This is a genomic window from Bacteroides sp. MSB163, from assembly GCF_036416795.1.
In the GTDB taxonomy this organism is placed as follows: Bacteria; Bacteroidota; Bacteroidia; order Bacteroidales; family Bacteroidaceae; genus Bacteroides; species Bacteroides maternus.
Genome location: NZ_CP143867.1, coordinates 2,583,276 through 2,602,505 on the forward strand (window position 1 = coordinate 2,583,276; position 19,230 = coordinate 2,602,505).

Here is a 19,230-nt window from a genome sequence, read left to right on the forward strand (position 1 = left end):
TATTAATCGGTTATTTATTGAATTAAGGAACGACGGCAGGTGCGGCAGGACTTACCAGTACCGTCACGTCTTCCATGCCCGCGATATTGTTTTTCAGCACAATCGGTGCGGCTGTGAAGTCGGTGACCGCATCTTTCACGGTCAGGGTGAATACCTGGCTGCCGGTAGCATCCGCCGGACTGGTTCTTGTAAAGGCGGTAGTCTCTGTAACGGTAAACCAGGACGACAATGTGCTCGCCGTCACACCCTGCGGGGAAGTCACCTTCACTTCAACGGTGGCTGCGGCGGTACGGGGCACATCGGTAATCTTATTGTCGGCATAGGCGGCTCCGCCCGTAGCGCCCGTCAGCTCAATCGTCGTGATGGCGGGGTCAAGTAGTTCCACCGTCAGTTCCAGTTTCTTGCTATCGTCTCCCAGACTGATGATCTCGAACTTGCTGTCCGCATTGCTGGTTGCCGTCACGTCTTTCAGCGTGAGGGTGTAGTACTCTTCTACCGGGGTGGTGACGGGTACATCCGTGTCGGGAGTGCCCGTAGTGCTTGGAGTAGGCCCTGTGGTGTTTTTCGATATTTCCAGCCAAGGAAGCGTATTGGGCAATACCAGCTTCGTACCGAAGGGACAGCTTGCTCCGAGCGTGATGCTACTCTTGTCGGTTTTGTACAGGGTGAGTTTGCTGTTTGCCTTATCGTACAAGTTGAAGTTCCCTGTAGCCGCATCCGGCGTTGCAAAGTCCAGTACCGGGGCAGTGGCAGGCGGCACGATGGTCAGCGTGGTATAGACCGATTCATCCTGTGAAGCCGATTCATTGGCCAGTGTCAGCGTGACGGGAACATAAGGCGCGTCGGCAGTCAGTGTATAATTGAAAGTCATGGTCGTGGTGGTCACTCCGTCCACTACTTCCGACTTATAATCGGCCACCTTGTGTGTCAGCCAGTCGATGTCCCATCCGGTTGTGGTGCTGAACTTCGGCTGTACCTTGCCGCTGGCTGTGGCGGTCAGTGTGATAGTTTTCTCCGTACCGTCGGCGGTCACGTTGATTTCCTTGGTGGTGACGGGCGTGTCGGCTCCTTCCACATTCAGGGCGGTCACTACGGGTGCTGCATTATCAGGTTTGATGATGACTCCGCCACCACTGGTCCAGTCTACGATTTCGAAGAAGGCGGTGATGGTGGCTTCCATCACTTCCTTGATGTGCAGGGTGTAGCGGGTATTGGCTTCCACGTCCATGAACTTGGGATCACCGCCTCCATCGGGTACCCGTTGTATATCAAGATGGTACTCCACCGGAACGGGGTCTTTCTGCATCGGGTTCTGGTATTTGCCCTTGATGATGAGGAACGCCTTGTCCGTATCTTTCAGCGGATAGGTATAGAGGGCGCTCTCCGTCACTCCCTGGTTAGCTTTGGGAAGCATCAGGTAGCTGCCTTCGGTCACAGGGTACCGGATAAGGCCGGTGGCGCGTTCGGGGTCTGTAAGTTCCGCCAGTATGCCCGGCATCACGGTGGATTGGTTTCGTCCGTTCCCCAGCGAGACGCTTTCGATAATCAGTCCCGTCTTGGCGGATTCATTGTCGATGTCGAAGCGGCTTACGCGGCGTTTGAGTTCGATGTTTACTGTGGCGATGTTGCCCAGAATCTTCGTTGTGCCGCTTCCAGTCATCACCAGAGGGGTACCCAGGGCGGTACTTGCCGGATCCAGTTTGACGGTGAAGTACTTCTCAAAGTCTGTGGCTTTCGTACCTTCTGTTTCGATGGCTCCGGTGGCGGCGTTGGTGGTCACTGCCGTCAGGGGATCGATGGCGGTTCCGTCAGCCTTGTAGAGCGTTGTACTGTTTGCCACACAATACAGTTTCAGGTTGGGGATGCCTTTCAGTTCCGTGGGGAAGATGGATGCTTTCCGGTCGGTTCCGGCACCGCTCAGTTTGAAGGTCTTCGCTGCGGTGTTGTCCTGTGCGGCGGCTTTCCACGTTTCCAGATACTGGTAGTCTCCGCCGTCAGCGGTGGCGGCAAACACATAGATATCCAGATTGTCAATCTGGTTTTCACTCTCGGAAGCGATGGCGCGGGTGTATTCCTGCGACTCTCCTCCGCCGCTAAATACGAGACGGATTTCTTTGCCCTGCACTCCTTTCCCCGGAGTGTCATCGGGACCAAGTTCTGCCTGGCTGCATCCTGCGAGCAGGGCCAGCAGAGCCGGTATCCAAAGCATGTTACTTTTTTTCATCATTTGTCTATACTTTTATTTAAAAGTTAATAAATTAATTATAAGTGATTTAGCTTCTCCTATTGCTACGGGCGCCGTAGGTGGTCGCCTACGCCGGTCGTAGACGGTCGTCTATGCCACCCGTAGATGGTCGGCTACGACCGGCGTAGCAGTACGGTTACCGCCGGTTACCGTTGTCCGCCCTCTATCCTAACGGGTTTTCGTCCAAACCGCCTTCTCCGCCGCTACCGCTACCTCCTCCTGCGGGAGCCGTACCGATATAGATGGTCTTCATCACGCTGCGCGGGGCTTTGAGCAGCGTCTTGCTGTTGCTGCCGAATTGTGTGGTTACTTTCAGTTCATACGTGCCGTCCGCCAGATTGGCGGGGATGATGAATGTCAGTTTCGAAGGGTCGTTCGTTACCCAGAGGTCTTCGGTCACCTTAGTTTCCGTGCCCTTGCTGCTCGTCAGGGTGATACCTACGGCGGGGTCGGTCCCCACTACTTTCAGCTTGCCGCCCGTAAGCGTAAAGGCGCGTCCTGCCGTGGCTGAGGCGTCGAGTGCGCGGGTGGAGACATCCTGTACGCCACCGATGTACATGGCGCTGCCTTTCTCGCCGATGATGCTCACGGTGGTTTGCTTGATGGCTTCTCGCAGGTCGGCGCCTACGTTGAAGTTCACCACGATGGAATTCTTTGCCGGATTCCAGGTGGAGTTTTCTATTACGCCACGGAAGCTTACGGAGGCGTAATACAGTCCTGTGTTTACGCTAACTCCGGTCATCAGCAACCGCTTGATGACACGCTTTTGCAAGTCGAATACGTGACGGATGGTTTCTTCGCGCAGACCGGAGTCTTCCGCTTTCAGTTCGGTGATGATGCGGTTTTCATCCGCGTTGCCGATGGATACGGGGACAAGGATCATGTCCTCCTTGTTGTCCACGGTCACGGTGTTGTCCGCCAGTTGACCGTTGATTTGATACTTGATTTCGTTTGCCATAATCTTTATTTTTTATAATTAGTAATGTCGGTAAAACCGGAGTTTTGCCGGGTTGATAAATCGGATAATTATGGCATGAGGGAATGAACTTCACAAAAAAATCATTCCAACATGTCAAAGTACGAAAGTTCGTTTGACATGTTGGAATGATTAAAATATGAGGTAATGTTTAAGGGAAAAACGTCAGTACGAGATGTGTAGTATCGTAATTATCAATTGATTATTCTTGTTCGTTAATTAACTTTTTCAGTACTTTTAAATATTCATCCACATAAGTCACTAAAGGTAAGATATCTTCTTTTCCGATGTTTATCCAGTCGTCATAATCGCCGGACTGACGTAATTCATACACTTTGCTGTATAAACGTCCCATTTCGCGTGAAACAATACCCGTACTAACAAAATATTGTCCGAACAAGCGAATAACTCCCGAATGTGTAGAAGCGCTATAACCCTGTTTTATCAGCAATGCTGTAGTCATGTAATAGCCAGGCATAATACATACGGTTAGCGGCTGCATACCAAAATTTGTTATTGATAATACCTTTCGTCTCCTCCCAGGTTTCAAGAGCCCGATTCATACGGTTTGTCATTAATGACTTCTTTTCTTCTTCACTGAGTTTCATAATTCAACTCCTTCCTCTTCTACATTTTTAAAGAATGGTGTACCTTTTCGTTTCATCCATTCGGATAGGGTATAAAGTTTCATGCTGAAATACTCTCCAAGATTCCACCCCAGTTCTACAAAAGGATAAGCGTAAGTATCGAAGTCTGAAGGAGTAATTTTTTCTTTATCCAAAAGTAATAACATATCCCAGTCAGAGTCGGTAGTGGCATCACGGCGTGCTTGCGAGCCGAAAAGAATGAGTTTACCTGATGGCAATACAGTTCCTTTCAACTCTTTAATTTTATCTATAATCTTGTCTGTAGTATGGGCCATAACCTTATTGTTTTGATGAAGGCTTTACAAAGATAATCATAATTTCCATTCTCGGTATTCCGAAGAACAGGTTTTTACATTTTTATCAAAGTGTATATTTTGTTTATAAAGACACTTTTATGCATTATAAAAATCATTCCAACATGTCAAAGAACGAAGGATTATAAATCCTGATATTAGAGATAAGCGGATTTTCAATCCACTACAGATACAAGAACTATTTAATTATGGAAAGCAACTGCGTAATAATCAGATCCTGCATTTCCTTTATCCATTAACACCCATGTAAATAAGGCTGTACCTAATGAAGTGTTTATATTATTTGTTATTAGGCCGCACTGATAGGCTACTCCATCATAATCGGTATAGTCTGTATTATAAAATCTGCCTTCAATAAAAACATTATTGAAATATGCCGGATAGTATTGAATCTTCTCTTTATATGGATACCAGTCATCAATCTTAAAGCAATCTCTTACTTGAGGCCAGCCAGGCATAAACCAATCATTTCCCATGCTATTTATTGCGTTAAGAGATGATTGGAGGTGGACATATGTTGCTACTCGTATACAATAAAAGTTATTGATCTTAGATGCCCATTGTCCGCGTCCAATAGGTAGTTGATTGTAGAATGCAATAGTTAGGTTTTGAAAATAAGTAGATTCTTTTGATGTAAAAGTATAAGAGCCGATTGGTATATCTCCGTTAGCTCCTCCGCTCATATTCGTATTAATACCTCCGGCTATAGCTAGTTTGAATGTATCCCAAGGCTCGGTGGTGGTCCAGGCATGTGTATTAGTTAGAGTAAACTTACTGTTGAAAGAAGCAGGCACATTTAATCCACCGGGAGAATTGATTGAGAAAGAAAGTTCTCCTTTTCCATATAATTCTCCAACGTCTTTTCTTATATAGAAAGAGGCACCAGCGTCTCCGGATGCATAATAGTTTATACAGTTAGCCGGATTATTTGATCTCATGCTTGGGCGTGAAGAGACATATTCCATTGTGTGTGTAACTTTTTTGCTTGTATCTTTGAGATTACGAATGTCGAAATTAAAGGTTCCGCTATCGTTGTAAGTGCCCGATCTGATTCCTATCCGGTAAATTTTTGTAGAGTTGTTTTCGCTACTAACAAGGCTATATGTGAAGTATCCATTATTACAATAAAAGTCGTTTCCTCCCAGCGAATATACTTTTATCTGATAAGTGGAAGTTTCCCCACTCTTTACTTGTTTGGCAGTCATCTTGGTCCCACTGTAGGTATTAGCTTTGGGTAATGGAGAGCCCAGAAGTGTTATTGTTGGTACTTGAAATTCCCTTGCAATATTCACTGTCATTCCTGTTCCTCCGGCAGTATTTGTGAATACGATTTGCGTATCATCAAAACTTGTTGCGTCTTCTATCAGTTTGAAAGTGAAACTTACTGTTTTACTTTCCGGTGTACTACGTGTAGACGTTGGGGTGATGTTCTCCAGCCATGACGGGCACTTGCTTATGGTAGGTTTGCTATAATTATCCATTGTAAGGGTGAATTGCTTGTCCTTGATGATAGGCATAGTAAGTGTGGCAGTAGTAGCTGTTATGGCTGAAAGACTGATACCTGCGCTTTGATTGGTTATTTGTAAGTTATCAAGTCGGTTGGGTAGTAATTTCACCTTGAAATTCCCAGCTTTTGTTTCATCCGAACCATTTTTTAAGGCTACGGTAATTTTTTTTTCCGTCAAGTCGGTAGCGTCCGTACCTGCCCACCGGAAAGTATATTCCTGTGTGGTATTTACACTTGAAGTCGGACTAACGGTGATATCGGAATTGGTAGGGAGCACAATTTTACTACCGCCTATGGAAGTAATTGTTATTACACCTGTGGATGTATTAGCGCCGATAACCTGTACCAGATAGAGTGCATTATCCGCCGTATCCCATTTATTTACTCCGTCGGGAATCATTGTGCCGCCTGTGGATTCTACGACAGGAGTACCAAAGGTAGTATCTATTAGTATCACTTCTTCACTGCCTCCTGCTTTATCCGTCAGGCGCAGGATACCACGAGGATAACTGTCACCTGTGTAGCTTTCATTGAAAGAAATTTTGTACTTCACTTGTTGCGTGGCTCCTGTTCGTGTTGTGGTGACGGGGATTTCTTCCAGCTTCAACCAACCGTCAGCAGGGCTGTTGCCGTTATAAGTCAGTTTTGTTTCTACTCCGGCATTGGAACCGGTGGAAACAGTAAAGCTACTTCCTGCTTTGAGCGCCAGTGTAACAATATTAGTGTTGATGTCATAAGTGGTTTCACCCACAGGTAGCAAATCGGCTACCGCGATTGTTTCCAATCCGTTATCAGGTTCGTAGTCTTCTATATAATCTCCTGTCTCCCAATCTACCAGACGGATATTAGCTGTCAGTTCAAAAGGATCAGCTTCGGTTATCTGCACCGTGTATCGGTGGTTATGGTTTATCTCGATGTGCGTACCGTTACCGTCGGTTACTCGTTCGAAAGGGATACGATAAGATACCTCTTTCTTTTCATCCGTCAGGTTTATGGCATACAATCCTTTCAAAATCAAAAATCCTGCATCTACAGCTTTGCATGGATAGCAGTAAAAAGCTTTGGTGGTAGTTCCTGCGTTGGCATTCAGTCCGTCGAAAAGACGGTAGGGGTATGTAATCAATTGGCCGTTTGTGGCTGGGATATCGCCTGTCGGACGGATGGGGAACAGTGTTACCCCCTGTCTCCCGTTTCCCATACTAATATCTGTGATAGTGAAATGAGACTTCGTAGCATCATTTACTATGTCGAAGCGTGCCACGGCGCGAGTGAGTGAAACATTAAGTCGCACGTAAGTCCCCATACTGTATTCGCGCAGGTCGGTGGGCTGGCTGTTGGCACCGGACATGGGCAGTGGGGCGAGCAGGACATCGGCATTAAAACCTGTGGAATTTAATAGCGGGGTATTCAATTTTATAAAATCGCTTTCGGTAGGTGTTCCGGGGCTCATTACTATATCTCCCGGCACACCGGACTGTGATTGCGAACTTTGTTGTAACGGGGTATAATTCGTGTATGTATGTCCTGTGGCATCATCCATTTCGGTTTGATTGGCTACGCAATAAAACTTGGTGAATAAACCTTTACGGGGATAGAATACGACATTTACTTTTCCGGCGGCCTCGTCTGCTTTCAGTTCAATAGGGGAGGCGCCTGTAGGCAGGGTTCCGGCATCCGAACGGTAGGCGAAACGTTCCTGAAAGGTGTAAGGTCCTTCTTCCTTGTCGCTTCCGAAAGCATAAATATCAAAGCTTTCAATGCGGTTTTCATCCTCCTCAGCTATACCGTCACGGGTGGTAGTCCGGCTTTCGGGTGTACCGTTTACAAGGATCAGCTTGTTTTGTAAAGAGATTACCACCGAACGGCGGTTGGGATCATTGGCCTGCGGATTCTCCGGTGTTTCGGGAGTGCCGCCTATTGCTTCCACTTCAGAGGTGCAACCTGCCGTCAGGTATGGCAGTATCACCAATGAGAAGTGCAGAAAGAATTTAGCTAATGTTTTCATGCTTGTTACTTTTATGCGGTTATTACTTATTTTCATTCCTTGTTCTTTATCTTCTTCAGGTTCTTCCTCGCCTTTTCCGGTTCTATGCCCAGCGCCTTGCGGAACCATTCCTCCGCTTTCTTCCGGTCACCTTCCAGATAGGCCAGTACGCCGAAGTCGTTCCATGCACGCGGATCGTCCACTACTTTATCCAGATATTGTCGGGCACTTATCGGGTCGCCTGCCATGATTACTGCCGAAGCCGCATTGATATTGGCCAGTACGTCGCCTGGAAAGTGGTAGGCGGCTATTTCATAAATTTCACGGTATTGCTCTGTACCGGGGCGGTAGAAAGCGGCTACCCGGTACATCTCCTGCAATGACAGCAGACGGGGATGGGTATATATCAGGCTTGCCGCTTCTTCGATATTGAAAGCGCGGGCTTCATACTTCACCGTGACCCGGATGCGCCTCAATTGCGGGAAATAGTCTTTCAGAAGTTCGCGGTAGACATTTCCCCCGTACATATCCATCAGCTGTTTTTCCCGTCCTTCGAAAATGCCGGTTTGTGAAATAAGAGTCAGTACCTCGTCACTGTGCTTCATGGGATGCTGTTTCAGTAGTTCCACCAGTCCGTCCCAATCTTCGGGTATGGAAGATACTTTATAAAGGCGGTGTCCCGGTGCATACGTTGCGCACATATATTCCTTGAAACAGCGGGCCCGGTTGGAGGCGAGCATTTCATTGTCCTTGTACGTTCCGTCGGGCGAAGCGTAGCCGCAAATGGAAATATCAGAGATGCTTGCCAGATTCCCTCTGATGAGCGGGTGCATCAGGCTATCCAGCTTCTCCAGTTCTGAATGGTTGTTGTGGAATTCACGACGGACGTCATAGATTCCGGTAGGGTAGTCTATATATAAGGTGGCGCTTTCCGAACGGTGTTTCAGGGTTTCCACTTCCGGAGTGAGGTAAGTCACCATTGCCGTACATTCGGCGCAGGGTATGCAGTCCGGTTTGCTTTTGGGGGCCTGCCGGTTGGTGGTATTTTCACGTCTTTCGACAATCGCCTGCGGAATCACCGTCTGTCTCTGCGGAACATGGAAAGGGCTTGTCAAGGCAAGATCGGTTATCACCGGCTCTACTCCGAGCATCTTTATCCGGCAGCAATCCCGCCGTTCGCGCATCAGCACCAATGAAGCATGTTCCATCCATGGGCTATAAGCAACAGATACATTATAAATAATACTGTCTTTCCGGTTTCGGGGATAAAGCGTACAGTAAGGAGGTAAATAGCCGGGAGACGGTTGAAGCGCCTGCTGCCTGTGGTCGGTACGGGCACGGCGATGTCCGCTCACTACTACAGCGGGTAGTTCTTGCAGACGTCCTGCGCCACGCAGCACGGGAGTAAATAGATAAGCCTCCGCATTCCCCGCTTTTGTATCACTCAGATTGAGTAGCAGTTCTATGTGAAGACTGTCTCCCTGCGTAAAGACATACGAACCGAGTGTTAAAGTTCCGCCTGCCCATGCTTCCGCAGTCAGCAGCACCCCAAACAGACATCCAGCTATTTTTTTCATCCTCTTCATTCAGTCTCTTTAATTTTTCATTTTTAATTATTTCCTATCCTAGTCCTCCGCCTTCTGCCCAGTCCGATGCATTCATTTGTGTTACCACAATAGTCTGTCCTATGGTCACTAGCAGGTCAAATTCCTGTTCCGTATTTTCATCCAGACTGACGGGCAGTTTGCGAAAGAATAGCTGCAAGTCAATCTCCTTCATAATCCGCTCATTGCCCCGGTAGATGCTCAGCAACGGATGTGACCCTGATGTCAGGCGATATGTTACTAATTCTCCCGTCAGTTCATCATTATAGTTCATCGCAGCTTTGGTCTGATGCCACGTCACCGGGCTACCTATGGAGGGAAATGTGAAAGCTCCGTCACCACTGGCCAGCGGTATGTCGTAACCTGCCGGAAAACCGTATTCACAAGGTACGCCTCGTAGGCGGAGTGTATAGCTTCCCGTTCCTTCCGTCGGATAGTATCCGTCTTCCCAATGTACGGTAATCCGGAGGACAGCGTGGCAGTGGGTCAGGTAGATGATTCGGTTCACTGAATTTCCCGTAGCGGGAATTTCAAACGTGCTATATCCATAGTAGAGCCTTTCGGTGTTCGATCGATATTCGCTTGTGGATATTCCCGTAGCTGAAGTCATTGCCAGTTCACGGATTTGTGTCACGCCGGGTTGGGGTGGGGGGACTATATCACTTTCATATCCCCAGTTTCCCCATGCTACGAGGGTGTAGCGACCGGGGGATAATTCCCCCTGCCAATATTCCAGACTGTCGCCTTTCAGTAGCCGGACATCCTTCAACACTCCGTCCGAATCGAAAAGGAACTGGTGGATATTGTCTACATACATGGAGAGTTGTCCGGCGTCGGGTCTGCCGGCATAGCGGTAATTCAGCCGTACATTGTAGGGACACACCAGCGGCTCGTCAAAATCGAACGTGCAGGAGGTGCAGAACCATAGTATGCAACAGAGGATTACCATAACCTTCATCGGATGAAATAAATGAGTGACACACCGGCCCGTGTAGGTCCAAAATAATTCCTTTTATAATGTCCCATGCGCTCGCCGCAGCCCGCGCACCGGTATTTATCATATTCCATGCGGGCATATCCGCCGCCGATCATGGCTTCTATTGAGAAGCGGTCGCCCAGCACCCAATGGTAACCGTAAGTGATACCTCCACCGTACAGGTCACCCCGGTAAATAATGTCTTCCATACCTGAAAAGAAGGGAATCTGCCCCACGTTATAGTAAGCGTAATGTCCGTGCACTCCCAGGAAGTGCCCTTCGAATTTGCGACAAGGCCAGTAGCGTAATTCCGGTTGTATCAGGTAGAGATTCAGTTTCATATCATTGCTGAACTTCCAGGCATTGTAAGCCCCGTTCAGTGCCATTGTGAAATGACGGTTGATGCTGGTTTCCACTCCTGCATTGGGTGTGGTAGTTCCCCACAATAGCAGGTCGGTGCGCAATGCCACGCGTTGGGCAAAGGCAGCGATACTCATCAGACTGAGCAGCAGGAACAGCAAATAAAGTCGTTTCATGGCAATTCGAGTTTATTGCACTGTTTTAGATATGAGGTATGGGATTCTCGATAAGGCATTCACTCACGGGAAGTTCTGCTATGGAAATTTCCATCAGATAAAGGCGTGTCATCTGATTGACAATGCCTAGCTTGCGGGCTGTAGTTCCATAACAGGAATAGAATTTTTCGTCACTGGGGCGGTTGAAGTAAACACCTTCTCCCAATGCTTCAAGAATGGAAAGGAGGCTGATTTGATGATATGCACAGGCAAGGCGGTAAGACTCGGGTTGATTATCCGGCTGATTTTCTATCAGTGTTATCAGGTGCTCTTTTGAAAGTCGTTGCAGCAGGTACGCAATTTCGGAAGGCGAAGGATTAAAGGAAGTACTCAATTGATAATCCTTATACTGTATGTCGTGCAGTACTGCCAAGGCGAGTTTTGTTCTGAGTGTTAACATAACGCTTGCTTTTTATGTAGATTATTGTCTGTTTTGTTTGGAATGTTCCGATTCCCGGTAGGAAACGGAACGGGTGCTATCATAACCATAGATTGGACGGATAAAAATCATCTCCCATTTTAAAAAGGAAGACAAATCTTAGCTCTTCCCTTCCTTTATTCTTAGATTTAGTAATGAGATTCCCCCGTATTGAGATATGGGTAGGGGAACTATGTATTCAAACAAAAAAAGTGAAAGCTTTTTAATCAATACAAAGAACTTTTTCATTGATATACCATATTATTGCAGGAATGTAATATTTATTGACATGATTTTTTGAGACAAAATCTAACTTTCAGAATAAGAGAGATGTTTTTGTCGTGTCTGGTGTTGTAATTTGACTGATTTTTCACAGAAAACAGGGAAACTTCGATAAGTATTTCCTGCTTTCCTTGTTTATTTCAATTGGAAATTGTTCCTTTACCGCCGGAATCGTTCCGTTTCCTACCGGGAATCGGAACAGAAATATGAAGCTCATTCTGAGAGCTTTTTGTAGTGTACTGAATAAGTTGACACTTCAAAAATCGAAAATAAAGATGAAATATTCGAAAAAGAAGTACAACTATTACAGTGATGATGAACGAATGTCTTATATTCGTGAGTATTTATCAAGTCCCGAGAGCAAATCTCAGTTTTGTAAGCGTAACGGCTTTTGTGCCAAGCTTCTTACTTATTGGCTTAACAAGTATCAAATGGAAGACAAAGCTATGGGTATATCACCTAAACCGGTAAATATCGATGCTATTAATTCTAGTATTTCTGAGCTCCAGAAAGAACTATCGCTATTGCGTGCTGAGAACCGTAAACTTCATCGGGCTCTTGCTGATGAGAGTTTACGTCATGAGGCGTGCGAAGAACTCATCAATCTTGCTGAATCCACGTATCATATCAAGGTACGAAAAAACTCCGATGCCAAGTAATCGACACCTTGTCACAGAGGCACTCAACCCGACGCAAACATGGTTGTATAAAGTTCCTCTGTGATTACTTCGGCATAACCCGACAAGGTTATTACAAGCATGTGAACCGGCATTTGGAGGTTGATATCCTTACCACAAGCATCGTGTTGTACTGCAAGGAACTGTTGGAACTCATGCCCAAAGCTGGTATGCGCGAGTTATACGCCTGCTGCGTGAGTAAGTTTGGACCAAAGATGGTTATCGGTCGTGATCGTTGTTATGACATTTTTCGTTCCAATGGTTTGTGTCAACGTACAAGTCGCAAGCGTCCTAAAACAACGAATTCGAACCATAATTACTATATCTACCCCGATCTGTTGAATGTTACACCCAAATTTGTCGCTATGCGATTGGGCGCTATGGTAGTGGCGGATATAACCTACGTAAACACCGGTCAGGGCTGGGCTTACCTCTCGTTGCTTACCGATGCGGCAAGTCGTGCCATCGTTGGATATGCGCTTTACAAAACTCTTGAGACGGAGGGGCCCTTGAAAGCTTTGGAGATGGCAATATCATTCTATGAGAAGTATCACATAGACATGAGCACTTTTATTCATCATTCCGACCGGGGTGTCCAATATTGCTCAAATAAATATGTAGAGAGGCTTAAAGAGCATCAAATCAACATCAGTATGACGCAGTGTGGTGATCCTTTGCATAATGCATTGGCTGAAAGAATGAACAACACCATTAAAAACGGTTGGCTATTCGACTGTGATGATGAGAGCTTCGAGCAAGTAAGCAAGCGCATTGAAGATGCTGTATATGTATATAATCATGTGCGGCCTCATCAAGGGATAAACATGAGGACACCTATGGAAGTGCTCAGAGAAACGGTAGGATTTACAGCATAATACCCGCTCGTCGGGACGGGGGGGGGCCCGCCCCTTGCCGCTAGGGCGATCCCCGACCGAAGAGTTCTTGTTTGTTGGCAACATTACATTTTCCTGAAGAAGGCTTGCGTAAATAAAGGAAGATGCATAAATTTGCAAGCACCAACAAAAGACAACTAAAATAGGAATAAGAAAAACAAAAGTAAACCTCTTTAGATATTAAAGTATATTGAGTAAACTAATCCAGTTATAACAAACGAAGTTGTCAACTAAAACCAGTACACATCATTTACTCTCTTTATCATTCCTATTTCCTTTTCTCTTTCCCTTTTCTTTCCTCTTCCATTCCTTTTCTGCCATCGGATTAACCAATGCTGCCATTTGCAAGTTTACCACTGCCAGTTGTTCATCAGAAAACGACCTCAAATAAGTATGCGTAATTTCTTCTGAAGCATGACTTAATCCTGCACTAATTTTGGCTACCGGTATATCTTCATTATATGCTAGAGTTGCCCACGTATGCCGTGCGACATAAGTAATATTTAGAAATGCAATAAAAAACAGAATGGTGCGAATTAAACGTAAATCGTTTATAATTAAGCATTTTACAAGAATTGCATGATAGTCAGACCTGCAAAATAAAACAAAATATTGCAGCGTTTCAGTTACCAGACTGTTAGCCGCCTGTTTCGGAAACAACGGCAGGTAACCGGATTTTTACCGGTAGAGGCAGAACGGATTTTTATTCACTGTTTATCAATGTTTTGCATACCAAAGAACGCTTTTGAAAGGAGTATTTTTACAACCTAAAAAAGAGCGTATGAAAGTGGAAAAATTCAAGGTATTGCTCTACCTGAAAAAGAGCGAGCCGGGCAAGACCGGCAAGGCCCCGATCATGGGACGGATCACCCTCAACCGCACGATGGCGCAGTTCAGCTGCAAGCTCTCCTGCACCCCCGGGCTGTGGAACGCGCGTGAGAGCCGGCTGAACGGCAAGAGCTGGGAAGCGGTGGAGACCAATGAAAAAATAGAAAGACTGCTGCTTGCCATACACTCGGCCTTCAATTCCCTCATGGAAAGAAAAAGGGATTTCGATGCCGCTGCGGTCAGGGACATGTTCCAGGGCAATGCGGGCATGCAGATGACCCTGCTCAAACTTCTCGACCGGCATAACGGGGAAATGAAGGCCCGTGTTGGTGTGGACCGTGCGCCCACCACACTCTCGACCTACCTCTTCACCTACCGCACGCTTTCCGAATTCATCAAGGCGAAATTCAAGGTTCCGGACCTTGCCTTCGGGCAGCTCAACGAGCAGTTCATCCGCGACTACCAGGATTTCATCCTTCTGGAAAAGGGATATGCCGTGGACACGCTTCGCGGCTACCTGGCCATCCTGAAAAAGATCTGCCGCATCGCCTACAAGGAGGGCCACTCGGAGAAATACCATTTCTGCCACTTCAAGCTGCCCAAGCAGAAGGAAAGTACGCCGAGGGCATTGAGCCGTGAGAATTTCGAGAAACTGCGTGATCTGGAGATACCGGAAAAACGCAGGTCACATATTATCACCAAAGACCTCTTCCTCTTCGCCTGTTACACCGGCACCGCCTACGCGGATGCGGTAAGCATCACCCGGGAGAACCTTTTCACTGACGACGGGGGCAGCCTCTGGCTGAAGTACCGTAGAAAGAAAACCGACTACCTCGGACGTGTCAAGCTGCTTCCGGAAGCCGTCGCGCTGATTGAGAAATACCGGGACGATACCCGCGAGACTCTTTTCCCACCACAGGACTACCATACCCTCAGAGGAAATATGAAAGCCCTGCGTCTGATGGCGGGACTCAGCCAGGACCTTGTCTACCACATGGGGAGGCACTCTTTCGCCTCGCTGGTCACGCTCGAGGAGGGAGTACCGATCGAGACCATCAGCAAAATGCTGGGACATAGCAATGTCCGGACCACACAAATTTACGCCCGTGTCAGCCCGAAGCGGCTGTTCGAGGACATGGACAGGTTCATCGAGGCAACCCGTGATTTGAAACTCATTCTTTAACCCTAAAAAATATCATTACCATGCGCAGTACATTCAAGCTCTTATTCTACATCAACCGTAACAAAGTGAAATCGGACGGCACGACCGCCGTCCTCTGCCGGATCAGCATTGACGGCAAGAAGTCAGCCGTTGCCACCGGCATCTATTGCAGGCCGGAGGACTGGGACAGCAAGAAGTGTGAGATCAGAACAGTCAGGGAAAACAACCGCCTCGCCGGTTTCCGTGACCAGCTGGAAAAGGCATACGATAATCTGCTGAAGCATCAGGGAGTGGTCACGGCCGAACTGCTCAAGGCCACCGTGTCAGGTGCCAATTCCGTGCCGGAATACCTCCTGCAGGCCGGAGAGGTGGAACGCGAACGTTTGAGAATCCGCTCGGCAGAAATCAACTCCACCTCGACCTACCGCCAGTCGAAGACCACGCAGCTCAATCTCAGACAGTTCATCGAATCCCGCGGAATGAAGGACATCGCCTTTTCGGACATCACCGAGGAGTTCGCCGAATCGTTCAAGGTCTTTCTTAAGAAGGAGCTGGGCTACAGGAACAGCCACGTGAACCACTGTCTGTGCTGGCTCAACCGGCTCATCTACATCGCCGTGGACCGGGAGATATTGAGAGCCAACCCGATAGAGGATGTGGCATATGAAAAGAAAGAACCGTTAAAGCTAAGGCACATCAGCCGGGGTGAGTTGAAGCGGATGATGGAAACCCCGCTGCCCGACCCGATGATGGAGCTTGCACGCAGGACGTTCATCTTCTCCTCGCTGACCGGTCTGGCCTATGCGGACACGAGAGCACTCCATCCCCGGCACATCGGAAAGACCTCGGAAGGAAGAAAATATATCCGCGTCTGCCGGGCCAAGACGGACGTGGAGGCGTTCATCCCGCTGCATCCCATAGCCGAACAGATACTGGAACTTTACAACACCACGGATGACGACAGACCGGTATTCCCGCTGCCGGTCCGCGACGTCCTCTGGTACGAGGTACATGGAATGGGCGTGGCATTGGGCATGAAGGAGAACCTGTCCTACCACATGGCCCGCCATTCGTTCGGAACCCTGATGCTGTCCTCCGGCATCCCGATAGAGAGCATCGCCAAGATGATGGGCCATACGAACATCAACAGTACGCAGGTCTATGCACAGGTTACCGACCGGAAGATATCCGGTGACATGGACCAGCTGATGAAAAGAAGACAGAAAGGGGATACGGTCCTTCTGACGGAAATGTCCGAATAATGAAATGCCGGCCGGAACCATTAAACATTGGTTCCGGCCGGCATTCTTAAATATTGAACGCCCCCGATTATATCAGGGCCTCATGATAATTATCCTCCAGGAGTTTCTCAATGTCGGATACCTTATACAAAATTTTTCCGCCCAGCCGGATATAAGAAATACGCCCCTGGTCCCTATAATCCTGCAGGCATCTGCGGCTGATTCTTAGCAGGTCCGACAACTCCTTGTCAGAGAGAAAACGCTCGCCGTTAAACAGGGGGCGGTTATCCTCCGCAAGCCTTTCCAGCTTCGTCTGGATGTTATCCAGCAGGCCAAAGAACCGGCGGACACTGCCCGTCTCTTTGCTAATAATCCCTTCCATGCTACTTCCGATTAATTATTCATTCTTTCTTTTTTCTCTCACCGCCTTTTCCTTGCGTTTCATGGCGACATAGGCCATCAGCTTTTCTACGTCCTCCGGCCTGTAATAGATTTTCCGCTGGATTTGGGTGAATGCCAGCCGTCCGGTATCCCGGAGAGTCTGCAGGGTACGTGGAGAGATGTCAAGACGCAGGCAGACATCCTGGTTGTCCATTCACTCTTCCGGTTTCTTTTCCCTGTTCTTTTCATACAAGCGGTCCGCCTGTGCGGACAGGCTCTCAGTCCGAGCCAGCATCTCCTCAAAGATTCCGGCTTCAATGTAATATACTTCCATTTTTCTTGTTTTTATTTAAAATTGCTTCCTGTCAGGAACTCAAATTATTGAAATACAGTTCAAAATACTTTCCAAAGGCACTTCCGGCTGGGTGTCGTGGTTTCCGACTCCCCCTCCGGAGCCGTTTTAAGGAGGATTTCCCGTCATATTACGGCTGGAACAGTTTGTAATCCCGTCCTGTGATCTTCCTTATCACGTCGGCGTTTTCCTTAATATGTTCAACCGGTATGCGGCTTATAACACCGGAAACAGTGAAATCCTTACGTCTGACCGCCCAGACAATGTCTGAGATACATTCGTACACCTGTGCGTCAATATGCAGGGGCTTGCGCCGGTTGGATGAAAAGTTGTTCAGGAGGGCTTCAATATATTTTTTACCTCTTCCTCCGTTATCGTCTTTTTACTCTCCGGCCGGGATGAAGATTCCTTGTGGGGTACCACCTCTTCCAGATCCCCGGAAATGCAGCTCAAATATGAGCCTTTGGCGGCAACTATATCCAGTATCTCCTTCTCGTTGATATGATACGGATTTGGTTTTTTCCTTTCAATGCTGTCCATAACTATGATTTATACATTAATTCCATGTGACAATTGGGCGTTTTGTAAGGCGGACGTTCCCGATGACGGATTATCGTCCTACGCCGCAAAGAAAAAAAGAATAAACGTGGGAAAGGGTACCTTGTCAGCTATAGTCATATATAGACATGAATAGTCAATACCGGCAAAAGACATGACAAACGGCTGTCCGGCGGGAGGTCTGGATTCTCCCCGACGTTGCCGGGATTGTGATATATCAGGTCATGGAGATATTGGCAGACTGCATTATCGGGATAATGACATACCAAGTTACGGATATTGTGATAGATTATGTCGTTGGAGTGTGGAAGTTGCCATAGGGAGGCTCTTTCAGCAAACGGAAGTACGGAAGGTACAGATATTATTGCAGCCATCATCAACAAAGACCGGAACATCACATTGGGAGAACGGTGCTTATCTGCGATATGATTATCATTTCCTCCAGTCATTTTGTATTGAAAGACCGGGAAAAAGTGGTGACGGGTTTGTAACTCTTTATATTTGTAGCTTTGCTATCGACCAGGGCAATGAATAGTACCCGACAATCCAGTTCTTTATCATATCCAATAAATGAAGAAATAGGGCGGCATATCAACGAATACCCACACCGGGGAGTGACGATTATCAATACAACCGGCTTTTATACAGGACGAGAAGTAAAGATGATGTTTATATTAGCCGGGAAGAGGGAAGCGCCGGTCAGCTTCCGGCTGATAAAAAATATAGACACGGAGGCTTTTGTTTCACAAAGTGCCGTTATAGGAGTTTATGGAGAAGGATTCGATCATATCAAAGTAGAATAAGAAAGAAATAAAAAATGATAATGATCATCATGAAAAGCGGCATCTGCCGTGCTTTTGTTCCCGACACAGGATGCGGTGTGACGCAATGGTTCGCATTCGGCGGTGAAATGGCCGCAAGCATGTCATGCTACTATGGACAGACCGCATCAACGATAGAGATAGAAGCGGAAACGGACTGTGAGATGTTTATCGTGGACAAACCGACTTTGGAAAACCTATGTTCCACACAAATAATCCTAAGAAACAATTTGTAAAATTCGAAACAGAAAAGTATGAAGACAATCATTGCAGAGAAATTATCATAACTTGTGATAATTTTTCGGCCAAAATACTACCCGCAGGGCTGGAGATTTTTTCCGAAAACAGGAGGCTTGACCTTGCTTTCCCGTCCAATCCCGGAGTTACCTTTGCGCCCAGAACGAAAATGACTGCCTGATGCGGCCCACTGAAAGGCGCGAAAATGGAGGTAAACGGAAGTGGAGGCAGATTAGACAGGAAAACTTCAAAGGAGAAATCCGTGAAAAGAAGAAACCTAAAAGGAAAAGGAACATTGCCGGAAACATGAAACCGGCAAACCACCTGCAAGGAAGTATGGTTTATCTGTCTGTCCAAACTCGTTTGGTCGGGCGGATAAATCATTCTTCCCAGTTTGCCTGCCGTGGGGACGGCTTGTGCCATTCATGGGCAAGCGGTCATATACAGCTTTCCGCTTACGGCTCAAAGGAACCGCAAAAAGAAAAATCCATAGAAAACCCGTAAAAGCACCTCTATGGCATAAGCATAAAAGAAATGGGTCTTGCATCATCA

The 19,230-nt window shown here is 47.2% G+C and carries 20 protein-coding genes and 1 pseudogene; 7 read left to right on the plus strand and 14 right to left on the minus strand.

Annotation, left to right across the window (positions count from 1 at the left end; genetic code table 11):
* Nucleotides 1-22: 22 nt before the first annotated feature.
* The 10 genes from VYM24_RS09220 to VYM24_RS09265 all read right to left on the minus strand — a co-directional run bounded on the left by VYM24_RS09220 (nucleotide 23) and on the right by VYM24_RS09265 (nucleotide 11,228).
* Complete coding sequence (locus VYM24_RS09220) at nucleotides 23-2,227, minus strand: hypothetical protein (protein ID WP_291551398.1); 2,205 nt, start codon at nucleotides 2,225-2,227, stop codon at nucleotides 23-25.
* A gap of 181 nt (nucleotides 2,228-2,408) precedes the next feature.
* The gene (locus VYM24_RS09225; RefSeq protein WP_425286654.1) at nucleotides 2,409-3,191 is read right to left on the minus strand and encodes a DUF4469 domain-containing protein; all 783 of its coding nucleotides are present in this window, start codon (nucleotides 3,189-3,191) and stop codon (nucleotides 2,409-2,411) included.
* Between the two features lie 232 nt (nucleotides 3,192-3,423).
* On the minus strand, nucleotides 3,424-3,699 hold the full coding sequence (locus tag VYM24_RS09230; protein ID WP_291551402.1) for a HEPN domain-containing protein: 276 nt from the start codon (nucleotides 3,697-3,699) through the stop codon (nucleotides 3,424-3,426).
* A complete protein-coding gene (locus tag VYM24_RS09235; RefSeq protein ID WP_291551403.1) occupies nucleotides 3,650-3,829 on the minus strand; it encodes a hypothetical protein in 180 nt (59 codons plus the stop codon). The genes VYM24_RS09230 and VYM24_RS09235 overlap by 50 nt, the downstream gene beginning before the upstream one ends.
* Nucleotides 3,826-4,143, minus strand: a complete 318-nt coding sequence (locus VYM24_RS09240; protein ID WP_291551404.1) for a nucleotidyltransferase domain-containing protein — start codon at nucleotides 4,141-4,143, stop codon at nucleotides 3,826-3,828. The genes VYM24_RS09235 and VYM24_RS09240 overlap by 4 nt, the downstream gene beginning before the upstream one ends.
* Nucleotides 4,144-4,364: 221 nt before the next feature.
* The gene (locus tag VYM24_RS09245) at nucleotides 4,365-7,694 is read right to left on the minus strand and encodes a hypothetical protein (protein WP_330942008.1); all 3,330 of its coding nucleotides are present in this window, start codon (nucleotides 7,692-7,694) and stop codon (nucleotides 4,365-4,367) included.
* A 32-nt stretch (nucleotides 7,695-7,726) separates the two neighbouring features.
* Nucleotides 7,727-9,259, minus strand: coding sequence for a DUF3868 domain-containing protein (locus VYM24_RS09250; protein WP_330942009.1), 1,533 nt, complete (start codon nucleotides 9,257-9,259; stop codon nucleotides 7,727-7,729).
* 34 nt (nucleotides 9,260-9,293) lie between these two features.
* A complete protein-coding gene (locus VYM24_RS09255) occupies nucleotides 9,294-10,226 on the minus strand; it encodes a FimB/Mfa2 family fimbrial subunit (RefSeq protein WP_330942010.1) in 933 nt (310 codons plus the stop codon).
* Nucleotides 10,227-10,231: 5 nt separating this feature from the next.
* The gene (locus VYM24_RS09260; RefSeq protein ID WP_291551410.1) at nucleotides 10,232-10,789 is read right to left on the minus strand and encodes a DUF3575 domain-containing protein; all 558 of its coding nucleotides are present in this window, start codon (nucleotides 10,787-10,789) and stop codon (nucleotides 10,232-10,234) included.
* A gap of 25 nt (nucleotides 10,790-10,814) precedes the next feature.
* Nucleotides 10,815-11,228 (minus strand): helix-turn-helix domain-containing protein, encoded by a 414-nt coding sequence (locus VYM24_RS09265; RefSeq protein ID WP_291551411.1) that lies wholly within the window; start codon nucleotides 11,226-11,228, stop codon nucleotides 10,815-10,817.
* Between the two features lie 575 nt (nucleotides 11,229-11,803).
* Here VYM24_RS09265 and VYM24_RS09270 point away from each other — a divergent pair.
* Both VYM24_RS09270 and VYM24_RS09275 read left to right on the plus strand, forming a co-directional pair.
* On the plus strand, nucleotides 11,804-12,187 hold the full coding sequence (locus tag VYM24_RS09270; RefSeq protein WP_044272650.1) for a transposase: 384 nt from the start codon (nucleotides 11,804-11,806) through the stop codon (nucleotides 12,185-12,187).
* 8 nt (nucleotides 12,188-12,195) lie between these two features.
* Complete coding sequence (locus tag VYM24_RS09275) at nucleotides 12,196-13,080, plus strand: IS3 family transposase (protein WP_330942011.1); 885 nt, start codon at nucleotides 12,196-12,198, stop codon at nucleotides 13,078-13,080.
* A 264-nt stretch (nucleotides 13,081-13,344) separates the two neighbouring features.
* On the opposite strand, the gene VYM24_RS09280 is transcribed toward VYM24_RS09275, so the two are convergent.
* Nucleotides 13,345-13,758: a site-specific integrase gene (locus VYM24_RS09280; protein WP_425286643.1), complete on the minus strand. Its 414-nt coding sequence runs from the start codon at nucleotides 13,756-13,758 to the stop codon at nucleotides 13,345-13,347.
* 121 nt (nucleotides 13,759-13,879) lie between these two features.
* Between VYM24_RS09280 and VYM24_RS09285 the strand changes: the two genes are divergently transcribed.
* Together VYM24_RS09285 and VYM24_RS09290 are read left to right on the plus strand one after the other, a co-directional pair.
* Complete coding sequence (locus VYM24_RS09285; RefSeq protein WP_195289392.1) at nucleotides 13,880-15,109, plus strand: site-specific integrase; 1,230 nt, start codon at nucleotides 13,880-13,882, stop codon at nucleotides 15,107-15,109.
* Between the two features lie 20 nt (nucleotides 15,110-15,129).
* Nucleotides 15,130-16,350, plus strand: a complete 1,221-nt coding sequence (locus VYM24_RS09290; protein WP_007758084.1) for a site-specific integrase — start codon at nucleotides 15,130-15,132, stop codon at nucleotides 16,348-16,350.
* A gap of 67 nt (nucleotides 16,351-16,417) precedes the next feature.
* On the opposite strand, the gene VYM24_RS09295 is transcribed toward VYM24_RS09290, so the two are convergent.
* The 3 genes from VYM24_RS09295 to VYM24_RS09305 form a co-directional block, all read right to left on the minus strand.
* The gene (locus tag VYM24_RS09295) at nucleotides 16,418-16,711 is read right to left on the minus strand and encodes a helix-turn-helix domain-containing protein (RefSeq protein WP_007570616.1); all 294 of its coding nucleotides are present in this window, start codon (nucleotides 16,709-16,711) and stop codon (nucleotides 16,418-16,420) included.
* Nucleotides 16,712-16,726: 15 nt separating this feature from the next.
* The gene (locus VYM24_RS09300; RefSeq protein ID WP_007570618.1) at nucleotides 16,727-16,924 is read right to left on the minus strand and encodes a helix-turn-helix domain-containing protein; all 198 of its coding nucleotides are present in this window, start codon (nucleotides 16,922-16,924) and stop codon (nucleotides 16,727-16,729) included.
* A gap of 471 nt (nucleotides 16,925-17,395) precedes the next feature.
* Entirely contained in the window at nucleotides 17,396-17,602 is a 207-nt protein-coding gene (locus VYM24_RS09305; RefSeq protein ID WP_007568520.1) for a hypothetical protein, read from the minus strand.
* Between the two features lie 342 nt (nucleotides 17,603-17,944).
* Between VYM24_RS09305 and VYM24_RS09310 the strand changes: the two are divergent.
* The 3 genes and pseudogenes from VYM24_RS09310 to VYM24_RS09320 form a co-directional block, all read left to right on the plus strand.
* Nucleotides 17,945-18,423, plus strand: a pseudogene (locus tag VYM24_RS09310) (YitT family protein); the annotation flags it as partial.
* A 14-nt stretch (nucleotides 18,424-18,437) separates the two neighbouring features.
* Nucleotides 18,438-18,677 (plus strand): cyclic nucleotide-binding domain-containing protein, encoded by a 240-nt coding sequence (locus VYM24_RS09315; RefSeq protein WP_007568512.1) that lies wholly within the window; start codon nucleotides 18,438-18,440, stop codon nucleotides 18,675-18,677.
* A 181-nt stretch (nucleotides 18,678-18,858) separates the two neighbouring features.
* Entirely contained in the window at nucleotides 18,859-19,182 is a 324-nt protein-coding gene (locus tag VYM24_RS09320) for a hypothetical protein (protein WP_032839982.1), read from the plus strand.
* Nucleotides 19,183-19,230 lie beyond the last annotated feature (48 nt).